This is a genomic window from Noviherbaspirillum aerium, from assembly GCF_008929045.1.
GTDB lineage: Bacteria > Pseudomonadota > Gammaproteobacteria > Burkholderiales > Burkholderiaceae_D > Noviherbaspirillum > Noviherbaspirillum aerium.
The window spans coordinates 39,292-56,440 of the sequence record NZ_VFAH01000027.1; the positions used below are offsets into that span (position 1 = coordinate 39,292).

Consider the following 17,149-nt stretch of genomic DNA (forward strand, 5'->3'; position numbering starts at 1 on the left):
CTCTAGCACTGATGGTGAATCTCAATTGTCGAGTGCACGATTTCTTCATGTATCGACAGCTCATCTCGGATCTTGCTGGCTGTAAGGCATGTGTCTTCGGTGACTACACTTAGGGCACAGGAGTAGAACCGCCGCCCTACTCGCCAGACATGCAGGTCGACAAGCTTGGTATGCCTGATGTTGTCGTTAGCCTCGATAACCTCCCGTATTTCCGCAACAACGGGTGCGTCCATTTCCCGATCTACTAGCACTTTACCAGTGTCTACAATCAGGTTCTTTGCCCAGACAGCCACCAGCACGGCACCGACAATCCCCATTAATGGGTCAAGCCAATTCCATCCATACAACCATCCGCCTACCAGTGCAGCAATCGCCAGGAACGATGTGGCAGCATCTGCGATAACGTGCACGTAGGCGGACTTGAGATTGAGGTCATGGTGCCCGTGATGGTCGTCATCGCCATGTTCATGCTGACCGTGCTCATGGCCATGATGGTGCCCATGCTCACCATGGTGATGGTGCGCACCGCCAAGAATCAGGGCGCAAGCAATGTTCACCACAAGACCGATGGCTGCAATGATAATTGCATCTCGATAGTGAATCGGCTCAGGCGCAAAGATCCGTTCAATGGAGCTGATCGCCATCACCGCTGCAATACCCAGCAAGAACACTGCACTTGTATAACCAGCCAATATCTCGATTTTCCACGTCCCAAATGCGAACCTCGGGTCTTTTGCATACTTACGGGCAGCTGAGTAAGCGAAGGCACTGAGTCCAATCGCTAGCGTATGGGAACTCATATGCCACCCGTCAGCCAGAAGTGCCATCGAGTTGAACCACCACCCGGCCGCTATTTCAACAACCATCATTACTGCGGTAATCCACATCACGAGGCGCGTACTGCGTTCAGCAGCATGGCTTCCCTCAGCGAAAGTGTGGTCATGTACCCAATTGGAGACCTGGTTGTCGTGCCGCTGTGTACTGCTCATAACAATTCTTTCCGATATCGATGGCTTACTTGCCTACCAGTTTCTTTTCGCGTCGTGCGCGTTCATTGATGATTTGGTGGCGCCGGTGGTCTGTCATTTTCTTCCACTCCCGTGCCTCTGCTGCAGTGCGCAGGCAACCAGTACAGAATCCCGTCCTGCCATCGAACTTGCACAACTCAATACAGGGTGATTTCACAGCCATCTATATGCTCTACTTCAGGTAGGTTCGAACGACCTCAACTAGCTCATCAGCGCCTTTTGCACGTTCAGCATCACTCTCAATCGCAGGGCTGGCCACGTGCTCACGAATATGGTCTTCAATGACCTCAGCCATCAGGCCGTTCATCGCCCCGCGAGTCGCAGCCAGCAGTTGTAGCACCTCGGAACAACCGGCCTCGCCTTCAAGGGCACGCTCGACCGCTTCAATCTGGCCGCGAATGCGACGTACACGGTTTAGCAATTTGGTTTTCTCGCGGGATGTGTGTGCCACTAATTTCTCCATAAGGCTAATACCATAGGGGGGTATACTATCAGAAACGTTCGATACCCTTCTGACAGGTCGTTCTTAGCCCACTACTGCCGGCGGCAAATTTGGTAGTGTCGACGTTGGCATCGCCCGTACTGGAACGGATCGCCTTGGCGAGAGCAGCGAAATCATCTGCATGCATGTTTTGTAGATCGGGCCCCACCAGGTTGTTGGCCATGAGGACGCCGCTAACCGTCCCTTCAGTTTCAGGGCACGCCTGCGGTCCCGCAGGTCCATTAACCAGGTTCGAGCGATAAACTGTAATGACACCGCCAGCCATATGGCGTTGCCCGAAATAAATAGGAGCTTGTGTTAACGGACTGCTGAAACCGGAATACGAAGGTATGTAATCGCGAAGAAGTCGGCGGCACTTTATTATGATCAGGTTGTAAGCGCTGTTTGCCTGAGCCGGTAAAGGCTTCGTAGGGTTGCGCGTTGTTCGTCGAAAGCCGTGCTTTTAGGGAAACCCTCGGTCTCCCTGACGTTTGCGATGGGAAGATGAGCTTGTTGCGAATAATTGACTTTTCCACACTCTTTGCCATAAGCATTTCCGTATCGTCCCATCTATTGCAAAATTGCTATTGAACTAAGCGCGCGATAGTGGTTGCCCATATGCAACCTGTATGCGACCATCTTCCCTCTCGTACGGCAAACTCGATAACGAGAAGATGTTGGTAATATGGCAATTTTGAAGACGATGATTTGAAGGAAGTATGCTGTGCCGGGAATCGATCCCCTTGCTTTTATTATCATTTCCGCAGCTTTCGGTACCCTATGTGCTTTTGTCCTGTTTGTGCTGGGTTCCGGATTCCTTCGCGATATCAAGGGACTTGCGCACTGGGGTGCCGCTTGCATTACGATGGCTACGGCAGCATTCTTGTTTGCCCTGCGCGGAACAGTTCCGGTCTTGTTTTCGAGCTTTCTGCCAAATCTGCTAGTCGCTGTCGGCGTCGTTACCATGCACGCCAGTCTGACTGAGTATGGCGGCTTTAAAAGAAAGACAAAACTGCTGTTTCTTATATTGGGTGCCGCAGCACTTGCCCTGGCGTGGTTCACCTTCGTACAAGACAACTATCGGGCTCGCGTCATCACCATGAGCAGTACGCTTACTGTCCTCTTTACTGCATGCGCTCTATTGATTTTCCGGCTCAAGAAAAAAGGATTCGCGGAGCGATTTACCGGGTTGCTGTTTCTGGCTACCTCGGTCGTCATGCTGGCCCGTTGCACTGCCGCTTTCTTACAAAACAGCCGTGTGAGGCCAGATACCGATACCTCTCTGGTTCATAGCGTCTACATGGGCACGTTTGCCTTCTCGCTCGTCGCGCTTAGCCTCGGCTTCATGCTCATGGTCAGCCGTGCGATGCACATGAAACTCGAATTCCTGGCGACACGGGACCAAATGACGGGCGTGTACCGACGGGATGCGTTTCTTGCGCTGCTGGACCAGACGATTGCACAATCGAGACTGAAGCGACGCCCGATGTCGGTATTAATCATTGATCTCGACAATTTCAAGGAGGTCAACGACCGCCATGGGCATTTGACGGGCGACCAAGTGATTATCGATTTCTCATCGAAGGTGCGGCAACTTCTTCGCCGCGGCGACGCCATAGGACGCTATGGCGGCGAAGAATTCCTTGTGCTGTTGCCCGACACGACTCAAGACGATGCCTATTCAGTTGCCGACCGCATTCGTGCTATGGCAGCTGAAGTGTGGTCCAAGGAGGTTCCTGCTTATACCGTCAGTATTGGGGTGGCTCCGCTGGTGGCCGACTATACCGATTCTGCCACCCTGATCGACGCGGCGGATAAGGCACTGTATGCGGCTAAGAAGGCCGGCAAAAATCACGTAATGCTCGCCTGTAGTCAGTCGTACGGAATCACTCCCAGTTGAAACACGTTTCTGGCACCGGGAAGCATGCCATTACTGCCCGTCGTTATCCATCACACCAGCACCTGCCGAACCAAGGCGCCTATCGTTGCCAGTGCACCTCACTCAAGCGAGTCCTCTCGAGAACCAAGACCAGAGCGTCGACCGTCATCTTGACGGACACATTGTCTGAGCACGCAAACCGATGGCTGTCCTGCGTACTCCTGATGAGCAACGAGTCCAGTTTCGGAGAATCAGTGCAGGCCCTGTGAAATCTCCAGAAGCGGTTTAATACCTGTTCCAAAGCGGGCGATCGCTCCACGATGCTCTTTCAACTGGCTGTAAGGCAAGTACTGGATGTTCAGTTCGGACACGCGTGAGAATGCCGGCCGACGCAACTGCACCTTGACTTCATCACGACGATTGTCTGGAGCAACCAAAAATAGCGTGCAGTTTTTGCCGACCTCGGTTCCAAGGGCAAGATCAAGCATTCGAACAATGCCTGAGTAGATCGACGTCGAGTGTTCAACTTCGAACGCGCCGGCCACGTTGTGTTGGCCCTTGGTGAGCCAAACAACATCGATGAGCCGTACCGAATCCATGCCCTTGGTGACCCCATCGGGAAGCTGTGCGAGACACTTATCCCCGAGCTTGCCATCCAGGTAGGTGCGGCTCTTGTCATTGGCAGCGACCCAGACATCAAACCCGAGCGCCAATCCCAAATCGCGCAACCATCCCTGGATTTCCGTATGGGTTGCGTCGCTCTCACGTGCAGCCTCCCATTGTTTCTGGGCAGCCGCCGACTCCACTCTTACGCGCTCCAGATCGGCCTCCCATGCAGAAAAAGCGGCGGCGTCATCAAGACGAGGCGGTGCGGCGTAACGTCCTGCGCCCACATCAAACATCAGTCCGGCAATCGCGCCCAAATCATTGGATAGCAGCGTCCGATACTCTTCATTCAGGCGAATCAAACCTTCCCGCATCGATAAATAATGATCCCAGCGCCCCAGCTTCACGTTGCCGCCGGTGACGGCGTTGAAGCCTTTTACGATGGCTGTATTGAAGGGTGAGACGAAGGTGGGATGAATGAAGTAAAGAAGGTTGGCCACCGCGGGGCCGAGCCCTTTGATAGCCAGCGCATCGATGCGCTGTATTCCTGCGATAACTTCTTCAGCCGTATTGCAGCAATCGCAATGATGAAGTAATTGGGCGAAGGCCGCCTGATTCTTTGGGTTTTCGTAGATGTCCGGGATGCGGAGCTTTGGCTTCCAGAGAAAGGCATGGTCCGCACCCTTGAATACCTGTCGCTGTTCGGCAATAGACCCGACCACGGTCTCCAACGAAGAGCCGCGGTACGCGTTGCCAAAGGTACCAGCCTGTATGTCGCGCACGACTTGGCCAATGCCACGCCGGATGGAGCGGAAGTTCTTGATGCGCTCTTCCCAAAGAAACCACGTGTTATAAGTGCTGTGCGCATCGGCCTTCCAATGCTCAATCAGTTTTGCCAGCGCGTCACCCATCCGTCAATCCTTTATCGCTCTTGTTGTACGGGTGTATTGTAGCGATTTCCTCTAAAATCAGCCCGGCAAGCGTTGCCATTCTCCACGATGTGGCCACCGTTGTTGTCCATCGATATAGCTGCCCTAGCGGCCGCAGTAGCGTCAATAGCCTTCTCGGAGCGGCAGGATACGTCCGTTCGTCTCAAGATCATCAAAGTCAAGCACCTGTTGGTGCTCACCAGGATGAGGAGCGGCGACAGTCCAGTATAGTGGAGACACAGTGTCCGCCACACCGTGCAGGCACGTGCTAACTGGACCAGGCTGCGAGTTGGCCGCCTGACCCGGTCTCTAGCCACCTCAATGCAGCCTTCATGGCAGCACGCTTATACCATTGGGCGCTTCGCCAACCGGCGTCGTTGCGACGACTTTACCCGAACGGATATCGATTGACGATACAGTATTCGCATAGGTATTAGAAACGTACGCACGATCGCCTCGTTCATCCACGACTACGCCATGCGCGCCTTTCCCGGTTTCCACCGTTTTAACCACCCTTCGGGTAGCGATATCAATGAAGCTTACCGTCTTGCCTGGATTTGCTTTGGAACCTTGGTTTGCAACGATCACGGTCTTGCTGTCTGGCGTCGCGTACACCTGGATCGGCACCGATTCAACGCCAACTTTCGAGATCATCTTTCTCTGCCGTGGGTCTATCAACGCGACTTTTGCCTCGCCTGACAGTGACACAAAAGCGGCTGATCCATCAGGCGTGAAACCGACCTGCGCCGGCCCTTTCCCTACAGTGATTTCAGCCACCTGCTTCCGTGACGCCGTGTCGATAACCGAAACGGTACCGCTTTTCAGGTTCGCCACATACGCCTGCTTTCCGTCGGGGCTAATTCGTATTCCGTGGGGATAATTCCCTACCTTGACAGTAGCGATTACCTTCTGCGCTTGCAGATCGACGATGCTGACTGTACCCTCGCCGCCATTGGTGACATAGGCCTGAGAGCCGTCAGGAGTGAGCACCACATGCGCTGGATGAACCCCTACAACGATCTGTGCAACCACGCGATCGGTTTGCGTATCAATCGCCCAAATCTCACCGCCGGAGCTCTCGGTGGTCTGGCCGTGTTTGTCCGCGTCCTGATGTGTATTTCCATCAGGCTTGTGGGGCCCGTCATTGGTGACCCATGCGAACTTCCCATCCGGGCTTAACTGTACGTTGTGAGGATTCCGGCCGACTTGGATGTTTCTGACTGGCCTGAATGTCGCAATATCAACTACACTGACGGTCGAATCGCCCTCGTTCGCAACATAGATACTATTGGGGGCCGCGATCGCTGCATTGGCGAGGGTTAGCAATGCAACCTGAACTAATGATATCGCTCCGACTCGTTGTAGATTCTTCATAATGGATCGTCCTAAGTAAAATGATGCAAGGCCCCAGCCTGGCTGTTGACGCCGTTGCTCAACGCGTCGAATAGCGAACCGAGAATATCCCTTCACCAATGCTGGCGAATATGATTCAGATCAAGTTTCACCTTATCGGACGAGCGACCTCCTACCCATAGACAGGGGTCGCTTCCTGGTTATTCGGGAAGCGCCGTGATGCGCAGGTATCCCGTGCCTAAGCGCCGTCCACAGGAAATTGCGCTCGCCCACTTAGGTGAGCGTCGGCGAACGTCACGCGATGCCGGATTGAGATGCGCACCCGGCTTGACTGGCTAACGTCACTGGACGGCTTATTCTGCTTTGACGCGGTGACCACTACGCTTAGCAGCAGCATGGTCATGGTTAACTGGATCGCACTCTGCAGATTACAGGTGTGTAATGTTCGCCATTCCCATTTAGCGTGTATGACAAGGTTGTAATGTCGGTGTCACGTTGTCGTTGCCTTGCGGCTTCTATACTTCCTCCATCAATGAAGCAAGTCACGGGATTGATGATCTTATTAGCAAAGGAATGCACCATGAAAAAGAAACTGTTGTTCGCAATTGCAAACTTGGTAATGATTGCTGGCGTAAGTTCGAGCGCGCTGGCGGACGATAAATGGTTAGGTAACCGCGGCTCGAACTGGGAAGACCATGTTAAGTCGACGAAGTCCCGCGCGGAGGTGCGCGCTGAACTGGAAGAGGCCCGCAGAAACGGTACGCTCCAGGTCAGCAACGGTGCGTTCTATCCCCAAGCACCCCAAGCACCCCAAGCATATCAGGGGCGCTCACGCGCAGAGGTCCGCGCCGAAGCAGTACAGGCTAACCGCCAGGGGAACGAGATCTTCGATTCGATTTATTTCGGAAGCTGATCATCTTCTTCCAAAAGAATGGGCCGTCTACCGGCCGGATAGAAGGCGGGTTGGCGTTCCATCGAACTTGCTGCGGTGCTCGGCAAATGGATTAGACTATGTTTTGTTATGAGCCTCGACAAAACTAACCCTTTGTCCCTCCGCAACAATCTTGTAGACGTAGTCCATCATGCCATCCTACAGCAGATTGAAAGTGGCGGGATCAAAGCAGGTGAGCGCCTCCCGACCGAAGAGGCGCTATGTCACCATTATCGTGTATCCAGATCAACCGTACGCGAGGCACTTATACGCTTACGCGCCGCCGGCTTAGTGATTTCGCGACCGAGGGCAGGTACCTTTGTTAGTACGCTTGCGAAAGCAGCGACGCTAACCCTTCCTTCGATTGCCTGCGTCCAGGACATCCAGCGATATTACGAGTTTCGCTGCTGTCTTGAGACAGGCGCGGCGAAACAGGCTGCCTTGATGCAAGATTCTCGGGACATCACTTCAATTAGAAGTGCCTACCATGCAGTTTCCTGCTCATCCGCCTATGGGGATTGGTGCGTTGACGCAGACTTTGCCCTTCACAACGCTATTGCCGTTGCATCTAAAAACCCAATGTACGTTACGGGGTTGATCGCGCTGCGACCGCACATGTTATTTACGATGCAAATGTCATTCGAACTCTCGGCGCCGCAATGGACTCAACGGTCGTTCCAAATTTGCAGCGAGCATCATGACATAGTGGAGGCAATCATCAAGAGGGATTGTCGCGCGGCGTCGGATGCGATGCAAACACATATCAAGAATTCGATGCGGCGTATCCTGGGGGATGCGGTCAAGGTGTAACGATCGTCGCCCCGCCTAAGTGAATCTTTCTGGTCTAGCCAATTAGAACAGCCCATTCTACTGCGCCGCAGTGGCAGCCTTTGTCGATAACGTTGCGCCGTTAAGGTACATTGCAATCCCCAGAGCGCCTCAATGATGCAGTTGATGCGCGCAAAGTCCTTCAGTCAATGGCCCGAGAAGCATGCTGGCCCAACCTATCTCAGGACTTGCAGTGTAACTATCGTCGGAAAGCCATCAAGGTATTCGGCGATGAACTTGACTTTGTCGCCCGCCTTCACCCCCGCCAGCAATGCGGCATCCTTGACCGCGAACGGCATGGTCATTGGTTCCATTTCCATCGTTTTGCTCTTGATAGGTCCATGCCTGAGCGTGATGCTTGGGGTGGCCAGGTCCACGTCTTCTACTTCGCCCTCCGCCATGGTAGAGGCACTGGCCGCTTTTTTCATGGTTCGGCCGCCTTGGTCGCCGGCTTTTTGATCTGCGAGTGCTACCAGGGTGAATGACGCAAGGCCGACGATCCACAATGCCTTATATATCGACTTTTGCATGGCTTGACTCCTTGGAGCAAAAGAAGGAACGGCATGCGCCGTCCCAGCCTGTGCATTTGAATAACAGACTATACTGGAGCAATAACCAACGATAATCGCCAGATTACAGTCATCGTACCATCTATCATGATGAACATAGTACTGTGGACGTGCCGCCCCCTCCTTCGGCAATTACTTCTATCAATGAGCGATGTACGACAATGGTGAAAGGTTGAGCAGCTTGATGGTCCCAACGCATGAATGACTGGGCGGCCTATAGTGGCATGTTTTCGGCTGCCTTATTGGCAGCCACCATCCTGCCGGCGCAATCCGAAGCAGTGCTGGTTGCACTGCTATTGGCGGGCAAGCAGCAACCATGGTTGCTGATACTGGTCGCCAGTATTGGTAACACGATAGGGTCTTGCATCAATTGGTGGCTAGGACGGTATCTTGAACATTTTCGTGGCAGGAGATGGTTTCCAGCCAATGATGACGCACTCACGCGTGCGCAGCGGTGGTACGGGAAAGTTGGCCGATGGTCGTTGCTGCTATGCTGGCTACCGATCATCGGGGATCCGCTCACACTGGTTGCAGGTCTGATGCGCGAGCGCTTCTCCATTTTTCTGAGCCTTGTCGCAATGGCGAAGACCGTGCGTTATATCGCCTTGGCTGCCGTTACCCTAGGAATCACATAAAGCACAGATCCTACCGGTCTATTCCCGTCAACGCGGATGGCATTCGTCTATCGGTTGCGTTCGGATAGTTCCCCCGTTATCAAGAGCCAGCCTGGGTCAAATGCCCTCCAGCTACAATGCCCGATTAGCGTTCTGTTATTACCGCATGATCACCGGGCCGCTGCTCGCCTAGCTGTCCCCCTTTGAAGATTGCAGTGTTGACACCTTGCTCAATGCCCCCCACACGCCCCTCGCTGCTACATTACATAGTTGTAATGTAGGCGTCACGTAACTGTTTCCCCGCGGCTCTTAAACTGGATGTATGGATTGAGATGACATGTCAGTCCACCAACCACCAGCGTAGGAGTGCAATATGAAAACGAAGCAATTGATGATGTCGGCTGTAGCCGGCCTGGTGTTAATCACTGGAATGAGCACCAGTGCCTTGGCAGATGACAAATGGCTGGGTGACATCGGCACAAACTGGCAGGATCATACACAGTCGACCAAGTCGCGTGCCGAGGTGCGTGCCGAACTGGAACAGGCACGCAAGGATGGATCGCTGTATGTTGGTAACGACTCCTCGTATCCGCCGGAACCCACTTTCGTCGCCGGCAAGACTCGTGTCCAGGTGCAAGCGGAAGCGGTGCAAGCCAACCGCTACGGGAATTCAAATTTCAATTCCATGTATTACGGTAGCTAACAGCTGACCGCGAAAGAAGGGCGCACTGCCCTTCTTTCCGGTTCCGAGCGCTTGAAATTTCGCCGGTATGACGCAATATCCATATGTTGAAAGTGCTAATTTTTCGTGGCTACGATTTCCTGTGAATCAGGTGATTAGTGTTTTACAGGCAGATCCGCCATCGAGAGCATCTTTCCAGTGCACGTTTATACGCCGGGCCCGCACGCTCCTCTTTTTCGTAGAACCAATACAGGAAAATGCTTTCGAACACATTATTCGTCACAAGCGAAAAGTGTCATCCCGCATTAAGATCGCTTGACCTTGCCACCGTTGGAAGGTCTACACTGACTGTGGTAAAAGTTGCTTTAAATCACGTACCCTTGTGCTAAACTGAACAAATGAACCGGGTCTTCAAGACATTTTTGCTTTGGCTGCTGATTGCCGCTATGCCGATTCAAGGCGTGGCGTCTGTCATCAAAGCGTCTTGCGGGCCCAATCATCACGCTATTTCACCGGCAATCATGTCAGGAGCAACTGAGCATCATCATATTGATGGTCAAGGCGCTCATGAGCATGGCGACCATGGCACAAGCATGGCCCTGCCAGACGTCCACAAGGTGGATAGTGGGGGTGACCAGGTATCTGACATCCAGCCCTTCCACAAAACATCGTATTGCAGCGCCTGTGCGGCATGCTGCTATGGTGCGACTGCACCTCCGGCCTCCGTCTCGCTGACGCCTGTCTTCAGTACCATCCACACTGTCGTCCTTCCCCCTGTCGTTTCCTTCACCGGCTTCATCCCGGCCGGGTTGGAACGCCCCCCAAGGCTCCTCTCCGTTTAATCACGACCGGGCGCCGACTACAAGCATTTACTGCTTGTTCGGTTAGTACCCAAGTAAGTTCGCGTGTCTTCGCACGTCTGTTCTGCCGATTTTGAGGAAAATAATGTCATCCAAGCAATGGCTTGCCGTCGCCGCATGGGTATGCGTACCCCTTGCCGCGTCTGCACAACAACAAACCCAACCGAACCCGCTCGACGCCAACGCACCGACTGCTGCGGTCAGCTATGAGTCCGCCTTTAAGAATTTCCGTGCATCAAATGACGAAGGCACGACTCCCGACAAGCTCTGGCGTTCGGCCAACGACGAAATGGGCAAGATCGGTGGCCATGCCGGGCACATGAAGGATGCCGGCAGCACACCAGTCGCACCAGCTAATGCCAATACCCCCGCCCCCCAGCAAGGCGGTGCGGTGGACCATAGCAAGCACCACTAAAGGGGGAATCCATGAACATGCAATATCAATTTCCTCGCCGTTCAACGCTGGCGGTGGCCGTACTGACCGTCTTCCTTACGGGCTGCGCTACATTTTCCGGCGATGGAGGACTGGATTCCGTTTCGACCATGACCAAGGAGCGTACCGGTCAAGCGGTTCAGTTTTCCAAACCGACAACCGATGCCAACGCAACCCCGGACACCGTTGGCCAGTTGCTGCAAAAGCCATTGACCCCGGATACCGCGGTGCAGATCGCATTACTCAATAACAAGGGACTCAAGGCATCGTTTGCCGAGCTCGGCGTGGCGGAAGCGGATCTGGTCCAGGCCGGCCGCATGCGCAATCCGAGCTTCTCCTTTGGCCGCATGCGTGCTGGCGAAGATGTCGAAATTGAGCGCAGCGTGATGTTCGACCTGCTGGGATTGCTGACGATGCCGATCCGTAGCGGCATCGAGAAGCGCCGCTTTGAACAAGCCCAGTTGCAGACCGCATCGCAAGCCGTACAGCTGGCTGCCGACACGCGCCGCGCCTACTTCAACGCTGTGGCTGCGCAGCAGACGGCCACATATATGGAGCAGGTTCAGAGCGCAGCCGATGCCGGCGCCGAACTGTCCCAGCGTCTGGCACGGGTGGGCAACGTGAGCAAACTCGATCAGGCACGCGAGCAAGTGTTCTATGCGGACGCAACGGCACAAGTCGCACGGGCTCGTCACAACGCGACAGCGGCTCGCGAGCAATTGACACGGTTGATGGGCCTGTGGGGCGCCAATGCGTCATTCAAATTGCCTGACCGGCTGCCGGACTTGCCCAAGGCACCGAACGAGATGGCCAACGTCGAGCAGATCGCGATGGACCAGCGCCTTGACATACAAATAGCCAAACGCGATGCCCACGCGACCGCGCGCGCATTGGGCCTGACAAAGGCAACTCGTTTCATCAACGTGCTGGATGCGGGATACGCAAACACCAGTGAGACCGGCGAACCTCGATCCAATGGTTATGAAATCGAACTGGAGCTCCCCATCTTTGACTGGAGCGGTGCGCGCACGGCGCGTGCAGAAGCCATGTACATGCAATCGGTTAACCGCACTGCAGATCTGGCGATCCGCGCCCGCTCCCAGGTACGGGAAGCATACTCCGCCTATCGCACCACTTATGATCTGGCGAAGCATTACCAGAGCGAAGTTGTGCCTCTTCGCAAGAAAATTTCGGAGGAGGTACTGCTCCGCTACAACGGCATGCTGGCGAGCGTCTTCGAGCTACTGACCGACGCACGTGACCAAGTAAGCAGCGTCAATGCCGCCATTGAAGCGCAGCGCGATTTCTGGATCGCGGAAACAGACTTGCAGGCCGCCATGAATGGCACTGGCGGAAGCAGCGTACAAATTCGCACGGCCGCCCCTGCCGAGGCCGGCGCAGCTGAACATTGAACAAGGAAGAATCATGGTATCGCGTAGAGATTTTTTTAAGGGCGCCACCGCGTTGGTTGGCGCGGGCGTAGTCAGTCGCGTTGGCGCGGCGTCACTGCCGGAAGCGCCGATCATGGAAGGCACCGCCACGCAGGCACCGCTGATGCCGCCCAATGGCCGTCCCTATAACCCTGTCGTGACCCTGAACGGATGGTCGCTGCCCTGGCGCATGAACAACGGCGTCAAGGAGTTCCACCTGGTGGCCGAGCCTGTCGTGCGCGAACTGGCGCCCGGCATGAAGGCGAACCTCTGGGGGTATAACGGCCAGTCGCCGGGCCCGACGATCGAAGTCGTCGAAGGCGACCGTGTGCGCATCTTCGTCACCAACAAGCTGCCGGAACACACCAGCATCCACTGGCATGGCCAGCGCCTGCCCAACGGGATGGATGGCGTGACCGGGCTGACCCAACCTGGCATTCCTTCTGGCAAAACCTTCGTCTATGAATTCGAGGCGAAGCGGCCTGGCACCTTCATGTACCACCCGCATGCCGACGAAATGGTTCAGATGGCCATGGGAATGATGGGCTTTTGGGTTACTCACCCGAAGAACCAGAATTTCATGAAGGTCGACCGCGACTTCGTCTTCTTGCTGAGTAACTACGACATCGAGCCGGGCAGCTTCACCCCGCGCACCAGCACCATGACTGACTTCAATCTGTTCACCTTCAATAGCCGCGTCTTCCCGGGCATTGATACGATGAACGTACGTCAGGGTGATCGCGTCCGTATTCGCATGGGCAATTTGACCATGACGAACCACCCGATCCACTTGCATGGTCACGAGTTTGTGGTCACCGGCACTGACGGGGGATGGACTCGTCCGGAATCACGTTGGCCGGAGGTGACGACCGACGTTGGCGTTGGCCAGATGCGGGCCATCGAGTTCGATGCGACCGACCTGGGTGACTGGGCGTTCCACTGCCATAAGTCCCACCACACGATGAACGCGATGGGACATGAGGTGCCGACGATGATCGGTGCCGACCACCGCGGTGTCGCCCAGAAGATCAATAAGCTGGTCCCTGACTACATGGTCATGGGTGAACGTGGCATGGCTGACATGGGTGAGATGCAAATGCCGATCCCGGACAACACGCTCCCGATGATGAGTGGCCAAGGGCCTTTTGGGGGCGTCGAAATGGGCGGCATGTTCACGGTGCTTAAAGTTCGCAAGGAGCAGAAACCGGGCGACTACAAGGATCCGGGCTGGTACAAGCACCCGGCGGGCACCGTTGCGTACGAATGGAAGGGCGAAGCGCCGGCCCCTACCCGCAGCGGCTCTGCAGGCGGGCAATCGATGCCCTCTGCGAACAAGGGTACCAACATTGAAATGACCGTACGCAAGCCATCCGGCCACGGCGGTCATCACTAACCTAACCAGCATTATCTAATCTAAGGGAAAACTATATGAACAAGCAACTCACAATCAAAGCCGTGTCGGCTGCGCTGTTGTCGATCGGTCTTGCGATGGGGGCCTCCGTGGCGTATGCCCATGGTGACGAAACCCATAAGAAGCCGACTGCGAATGCGCCCATCTCCACAGATGAGCATCCGTTCGGCAAGCAGGGCGACCCGAAAAAGGTCTCCCGAACCATCACCATCGACATGAGTGACACGATGCGCTTTACTCCAGGCGATATCACGGTCAAGGAAGGCGAGACGATCAAGTTTGTGGTCGCAAACAAGGGAAAGATCATGCACGAAATGGTGCTCGGCACCATGGATGAACTCAAAAAGCACGGGGAGTTGATGAAAAAGAACCCTGGCATGGAGCATGATGAGCCGTATATGTCGCATGTCGGCCCGAGCAAGAAAGAAGAAATGGTGTGGCAGTTCACGAAGGCAGGCGAATTCTTCTATGCCTGCCTGATTCCTGGCCATTTTGAAGCCGGCATGATCGGGAAAATCACAGTGAAGAAAGGATAAAGACGATGAGAAGGCACTTGCTCTTGAAAGCAGCGATGGTGAGCTTGCTCACTGCGCATCTTGGCGTGTCGGCCGCCACGCCCGTGGTGGAAGTCTACAAGAGTGAAAGCTGTGGCTGCTGCGCCGAATGGGTGAAACACTTGCAAGCCAACGGCTTTACCGTCAAGGCGCAGAACGTTGCGAACCCGTCCGACTACCGGGAAAAGTTAGGCATCCCTCAGGACCTGGGATCATGCCATACCGGACTAGTGAATGGCTATGCGCTGGAAGGGCACGTGCCGGCCTCTGACATCAAGCGACTGCTCGCAGAAAAGCCTAACGCCAAGGGCCTGGCTGTACCTGCCATGCCATTGGGCTCGCCGGGCATGGAAGGCCCGCGCAAGGACCCGTACGACGTCTTGCTGGTACAAGGCAATGGACGCTACACGGTCTACAAGCATTACAACTAGTGAACTCCGAAAGGAACGTACCATGAAGAAAATCGTGAACCTGGCTATTATCACCGCCCTCCTGTCCGCCGCGCCGTTCGGCGTCTATGCGGCATCCGATTCAGCTGCATCGGCATCTCCGTCGGCAACCTCTTCTGCTTCCGCCGATGCGATGTCGGAAGGCGAAATCAGGAAGGTCGACAAAGATGCGAAGAAGATCACCATCAAGCATGGTGAGCTGAAGAACCTCGATATGCCTGCGATGACCATGGTGTTCCAGGTAAAAGATCCAGCCATGCTCGACAAGGTCAAGCAAGGCGACAAGGTGAGCTTTGTAGCCGAGAAAGTAGGCGGTCAATTCACAGTGACACAAATCGAAGTCAAACAGTAAGTCCGCTTCCTTACAAAGGGATGCCTGTGCATCCCTTTGTAATGCGCTCGGATGGATCCCGGATCCAGGGGAGCGCTCGTCCTTTTACGCTCTAAGCTGGCGCATTTAATCTAAAAAATACGCATAGATACATTACAAACTGCGAACAAATTCTCTTATAGGTACTCCTACGGGATGTTATCGATTTTGCATTTCGATTGAATTAAACATCCCAGAAAAGGAGGAACTATGCGTATCACGTCCCTGGTCACTATTGCGGTGACCGCCCTCGCCTTCAGCGGCCCCGTCGCCTCGCAACAAAAAGACACCCAGCATTCGGGCATGCATGGCGGACAAGGATCCGGTGCCCAGATGGGGCACGCAGGTATGCAAAGCTCACCCGGCGCGGAAAAAGCGCCGTTTGACCTCCAATTTCTTGACACGATGTCGGCGCACCATCAAATGGCCATTGAGATGGCGCAACTCGCCGAGAAACAGGCTTCGCATGACAAGCTCAAGCAGATGGCCAAAAAGACGATCGATGATCAGCAAAAAGAAAAATCGCAGATGCAAGAGTGGAAAGAACAGTGGTATGCCGACAAAGGCGACGCACTCAACATGAAGATGCCCGGCATGGCGGAATCGATGAAAAGCATGTCGATGGACAAATTGCAGGCGGCTCGCGGAGACGCTTTCGACGCGCTATTTATTGACAGCATGAGCCGCCACCATCAGCAGGCCATCAAGATGGCGCAACACGCCGCCGGCAAGGCGCAGCACAAGGAAGTCAAGGATCTTGCCAAGAAGATCATCGATGAACAAAAAAAGGAAATTGCTCAACTGTCGAAATGGAAGAAGGAATGGAAGCTTGCCGGTAAGTAATGCATGAGGAAAGCAGCTATAAAGCTGCGTCGAACGCTCAAGGAGGATAAGTACCGCATCGTTCTGACACTCACTTCAAAGGAATCGCACCATGGCTTACCGATTCAAACAGGATGTAATTAGTGCCCAGACATTTTCTGGCGCACGCCGATGGATGAAAGGGGTCGCGCTAACAGTCTTGGGCAGCGCGGCGCTTGTCGTAACATCTGCGCAGGCAGAAGGACCTGGGCGAGGCCAGACCGCACAGTTCGAACGCGACTACCTTACTTTCATCATCGATCACCATTACTCTGCGCTGCGCATGACGGAACTCGCTGCTGGCACCGACCTCCAGCGTGACCCCGCAGTCAACAATCCTCAGGAAGGCACTTCCCCGACTCCCGGCACGAATGCAACTCCACCGAAGGCCGGCATGGAAGACATCAAGTCGATGGCGCGGATGGCCAACCGCATGCAGCGGGAAGAAATCGCGAAGGCCCAAAAATTTCTCAAAGACTGGTATGGTGCCACCCATACCCCGACCTTACGCACTGATGGGCAACAACTGATTCAGGTGCTTGAACAAACACCTGGAGGCGCACAATTTGAGCAAGCCTTCCTCCAGCTATTCAGCAATCACCACTATGCGGCCCTGCACCCCAGCCTCGATTGCCAAGTCAAGCGCGATATCGATCATCATAAGCTGAAAGAGTATTGCGAAGGCATTGTCCAGAGTCAGGTCAGGGATATCAATGACATGCGTGACATGTTGTGCAAGCAATTCTCGATCTGTGACTATCAGCCCGGTACCGGTGCGCGAGTACAAACCAGCGCAACTGCCTCTTCCACAAGGCAGTGATAACGATGCAGATACCTCGTTGAAATAGGTCTTGACCTTCCTATCGCTGGAAGGTCTATAG

The 17,149-nt window shown here is 54.6% G+C and carries 20 protein-coding genes; 13 read left to right on the top strand and 7 right to left on the bottom strand.

Annotated elements, in window-relative coordinates:
* Nucleotides 1-2: 2 nt before the first annotated feature.
* Genes dmeF through FH061_RS30720 form a run of 4 tightly spaced genes read right to left on the bottom strand, consistent with a single transcriptional unit; the run spans nucleotide 3 to nucleotide 1,693 of the window.
* Nucleotides 3-989 carry a CDF family Co(II)/Ni(II) efflux transporter DmeF gene (gene dmeF, locus FH061_RS25345; RefSeq protein ID WP_151638614.1) on the bottom strand — a complete coding sequence of 329 codons (987 nt, stop codon included), beginning with the start codon at nucleotides 987-989 and terminating at the stop codon, nucleotides 3-5.
* Between the two features lie 25 nt (nucleotides 990-1,014).
* The gene (locus FH061_RS25350; protein ID WP_151638615.1) at nucleotides 1,015-1,191 is read right to left on the bottom strand and encodes a DUF1289 domain-containing protein; all 177 of its coding nucleotides are present in this window, start codon (nucleotides 1,189-1,191) and stop codon (nucleotides 1,015-1,017) included.
* Nucleotides 1,192-1,200: 9 nt separating this feature from the next.
* Nucleotides 1,201-1,479, bottom strand: coding sequence for a metal/formaldehyde-sensitive transcriptional repressor (locus FH061_RS25355; RefSeq protein WP_151638616.1), 279 nt, complete (start codon nucleotides 1,477-1,479; stop codon nucleotides 1,201-1,203).
* A 40-nt stretch (nucleotides 1,480-1,519) separates the two neighbouring features.
* A complete protein-coding gene (locus FH061_RS30720; RefSeq protein WP_192805255.1) occupies nucleotides 1,520-1,693 on the bottom strand; it encodes a hypothetical protein in 174 nt (57 codons plus the stop codon).
* Nucleotides 1,694-2,233: 540 nt separating this feature from the next.
* Here FH061_RS30720 and FH061_RS25360 point away from each other — a divergent pair.
* Nucleotides 2,234-3,409 (top strand): GGDEF domain-containing protein, encoded by a 1,176-nt coding sequence (locus tag FH061_RS25360; RefSeq protein WP_151638617.1) that lies wholly within the window; start codon nucleotides 2,234-2,236, stop codon nucleotides 3,407-3,409.
* Nucleotides 3,410-3,639: 230 nt separating this feature from the next.
* Here the strand turns inward: FH061_RS25360 and FH061_RS25365 are convergent, their stop codons facing one another.
* Both FH061_RS25365 and FH061_RS25370 read right to left on the bottom strand, forming a co-directional pair.
* Nucleotides 3,640-4,905, bottom strand: a complete 1,266-nt coding sequence (locus tag FH061_RS25365) for a type II restriction endonuclease (protein ID WP_151638618.1) — start codon at nucleotides 4,903-4,905, stop codon at nucleotides 3,640-3,642.
* A gap of 348 nt (nucleotides 4,906-5,253) precedes the next feature.
* The gene (locus FH061_RS25370; RefSeq protein ID WP_151638619.1) at nucleotides 5,254-6,297 is read right to left on the bottom strand and encodes a YVTN family beta-propeller repeat protein; all 1,044 of its coding nucleotides are present in this window, start codon (nucleotides 6,295-6,297) and stop codon (nucleotides 5,254-5,256) included.
* 559 nt (nucleotides 6,298-6,856) lie between these two features.
* On the opposite strand from FH061_RS25370, the gene FH061_RS25375 reads away from it, so the two are divergent.
* Entirely contained in the window at nucleotides 6,857-7,189 is a 333-nt protein-coding gene (locus FH061_RS25375) for a DUF4148 domain-containing protein (RefSeq protein WP_192805256.1), read from the top strand.
* Nucleotides 7,190-7,297: 108 nt separating this feature from the next.
* Complete coding sequence (locus tag FH061_RS25380; protein WP_151638621.1) at nucleotides 7,298-8,017, top strand: FadR/GntR family transcriptional regulator; 720 nt, start codon at nucleotides 7,298-7,300, stop codon at nucleotides 8,015-8,017.
* A 194-nt stretch (nucleotides 8,018-8,211) separates the two neighbouring features.
* Here the strand turns inward: FH061_RS25380 and FH061_RS25385 are convergent, their stop codons facing one another.
* The gene (locus FH061_RS25385) at nucleotides 8,212-8,565 is read right to left on the bottom strand and encodes a copper-binding protein (RefSeq protein WP_151638622.1); all 354 of its coding nucleotides are present in this window, start codon (nucleotides 8,563-8,565) and stop codon (nucleotides 8,212-8,214) included.
* 236 nt (nucleotides 8,566-8,801) lie between these two features.
* On the opposite strand from FH061_RS25385, the gene FH061_RS25390 reads away from it, so the two are divergent.
* From FH061_RS25390 to FH061_RS25435, 10 genes are all read left to right on the top strand, one after another.
* Nucleotides 8,802-9,239: a YqaA family protein gene (locus FH061_RS25390; protein ID WP_151638623.1), complete on the top strand. Its 438-nt coding sequence runs from the start codon at nucleotides 8,802-8,804 to the stop codon at nucleotides 9,237-9,239.
* Nucleotides 9,240-9,591: 352 nt separating this feature from the next.
* A complete protein-coding gene (locus FH061_RS25395; RefSeq protein WP_151638624.1) occupies nucleotides 9,592-9,921 on the top strand; it encodes a DUF4148 domain-containing protein in 330 nt (109 codons plus the stop codon).
* A gap of 924 nt (nucleotides 9,922-10,845) precedes the next feature.
* Nucleotides 10,846-11,175: a hypothetical protein gene (locus FH061_RS25400; RefSeq protein ID WP_151638625.1), complete on the top strand. Its 330-nt coding sequence runs from the start codon at nucleotides 10,846-10,848 to the stop codon at nucleotides 11,173-11,175.
* Between the two features lie 11 nt (nucleotides 11,176-11,186).
* On the top strand, nucleotides 11,187-12,605 hold the full coding sequence (locus FH061_RS25405) for a TolC family protein (protein ID WP_225984882.1): 1,419 nt from the start codon (nucleotides 11,187-11,189) through the stop codon (nucleotides 12,603-12,605).
* Nucleotides 12,606-12,618: 13 nt separating this feature from the next.
* On the top strand, nucleotides 12,619-14,016 hold the full coding sequence (locus FH061_RS25410) for a multicopper oxidase family protein (RefSeq protein ID WP_151638626.1): 1,398 nt from the start codon (nucleotides 12,619-12,621) through the stop codon (nucleotides 14,014-14,016).
* Between the two features lie 35 nt (nucleotides 14,017-14,051).
* Nucleotides 14,052-14,570: a cupredoxin domain-containing protein gene (locus FH061_RS25415; RefSeq protein ID WP_151638627.1), complete on the top strand. Its 519-nt coding sequence runs from the start codon at nucleotides 14,052-14,054 to the stop codon at nucleotides 14,568-14,570.
* 5 nt (nucleotides 14,571-14,575) lie between these two features.
* A complete protein-coding gene (locus FH061_RS25420; protein ID WP_151638628.1) occupies nucleotides 14,576-15,019 on the top strand; it encodes a DUF411 domain-containing protein in 444 nt (147 codons plus the stop codon).
* A gap of 22 nt (nucleotides 15,020-15,041) precedes the next feature.
* On the top strand, nucleotides 15,042-15,389 hold the full coding sequence (locus tag FH061_RS25425) for a copper-binding protein (protein WP_151638629.1): 348 nt from the start codon (nucleotides 15,042-15,044) through the stop codon (nucleotides 15,387-15,389).
* A gap of 228 nt (nucleotides 15,390-15,617) precedes the next feature.
* Nucleotides 15,618-16,250 carry a DUF305 domain-containing protein gene (locus FH061_RS25430; RefSeq protein ID WP_151638630.1) on the top strand — a complete coding sequence of 211 codons (633 nt, stop codon included), beginning with the start codon at nucleotides 15,618-15,620 and terminating at the stop codon, nucleotides 16,248-16,250.
* A 91-nt stretch (nucleotides 16,251-16,341) separates the two neighbouring features.
* Nucleotides 16,342-17,088, top strand: a complete 747-nt coding sequence (locus FH061_RS25435) for a DUF305 domain-containing protein (protein WP_151638631.1) — start codon at nucleotides 16,342-16,344, stop codon at nucleotides 17,086-17,088.
* Nucleotides 17,089-17,149 lie beyond the last annotated feature (61 nt).

Coding starts and splice junctions, on each gene's coding strand:
- FH061_RS25405 (WP_225984882.1), top strand. CDS start 11,187: ATGAACATGCAATATCAATTTCCTCGCCGTTCAACGCTGGCGGTGGCC.
- FH061_RS25380 (WP_151638621.1), top strand. CDS start 7,298: ATGAGCCTCGACAAAACTAACCCTTTGTCCCTCCGCAACAATCTTGTA.
- FH061_RS25435 (WP_151638631.1), top strand. CDS start 16,342: ATGGCTTACCGATTCAAACAGGATGTAATTAGTGCCCAGACATTTTCT.
- FH061_RS25385 (WP_151638622.1), bottom strand. CDS start 8,565: ATGCAAAAGTCGATATATAAGGCATTGTGGATCGTCGGCCTTGCGTCA.
- FH061_RS25430 (WP_151638630.1), top strand. CDS start 15,618: ATGCGTATCACGTCCCTGGTCACTATTGCGGTGACCGCCCTCGCCTTC.
- FH061_RS25410 (WP_151638626.1), top strand. CDS start 12,619: ATGGTATCGCGTAGAGATTTTTTTAAGGGCGCCACCGCGTTGGTTGGC.
- dmeF (WP_151638614.1), bottom strand. CDS start 989: ATGAGCAGTACACAGCGGCACGACAACCAGGTCTCCAATTGGGTACAT.
- FH061_RS25420 (WP_151638628.1), top strand. CDS start 14,576: ATGAGAAGGCACTTGCTCTTGAAAGCAGCGATGGTGAGCTTGCTCACT.
- FH061_RS25425 (WP_151638629.1), top strand. CDS start 15,042: ATGAAGAAAATCGTGAACCTGGCTATTATCACCGCCCTCCTGTCCGCC.
- FH061_RS25375 (WP_192805256.1), top strand. CDS start 6,857: ATGAAAAAGAAACTGTTGTTCGCAATTGCAAACTTGGTAATGATTGCT.
- FH061_RS25390 (WP_151638623.1), top strand. CDS start 8,802: ATGAATGACTGGGCGGCCTATAGTGGCATGTTTTCGGCTGCCTTATTG.
- FH061_RS25365 (WP_151638618.1), bottom strand. CDS start 4,905: ATGGGTGACGCGCTGGCAAAACTGATTGAGCATTGGAAGGCCGATGCG.
- FH061_RS30720 (WP_192805255.1), bottom strand. CDS start 1,693: ATGGCCAACAACCTGGTGGGGCCCGATCTACAAAACATGCATGCAGAT.
- FH061_RS25400 (WP_151638625.1), top strand. CDS start 10,846: ATGTCATCCAAGCAATGGCTTGCCGTCGCCGCATGGGTATGCGTACCC.
- FH061_RS25350 (WP_151638615.1), bottom strand. CDS start 1,191: ATGGCTGTGAAATCACCCTGTATTGAGTTGTGCAAGTTCGATGGCAGG.
- FH061_RS25395 (WP_151638624.1), top strand. CDS start 9,592: ATGAAAACGAAGCAATTGATGATGTCGGCTGTAGCCGGCCTGGTGTTA.
- FH061_RS25370 (WP_151638619.1), bottom strand. CDS start 6,297: ATGAAGAATCTACAACGAGTCGGAGCGATATCATTAGTTCAGGTTGCA.
- FH061_RS25415 (WP_151638627.1), top strand. CDS start 14,052: ATGAACAAGCAACTCACAATCAAAGCCGTGTCGGCTGCGCTGTTGTCG.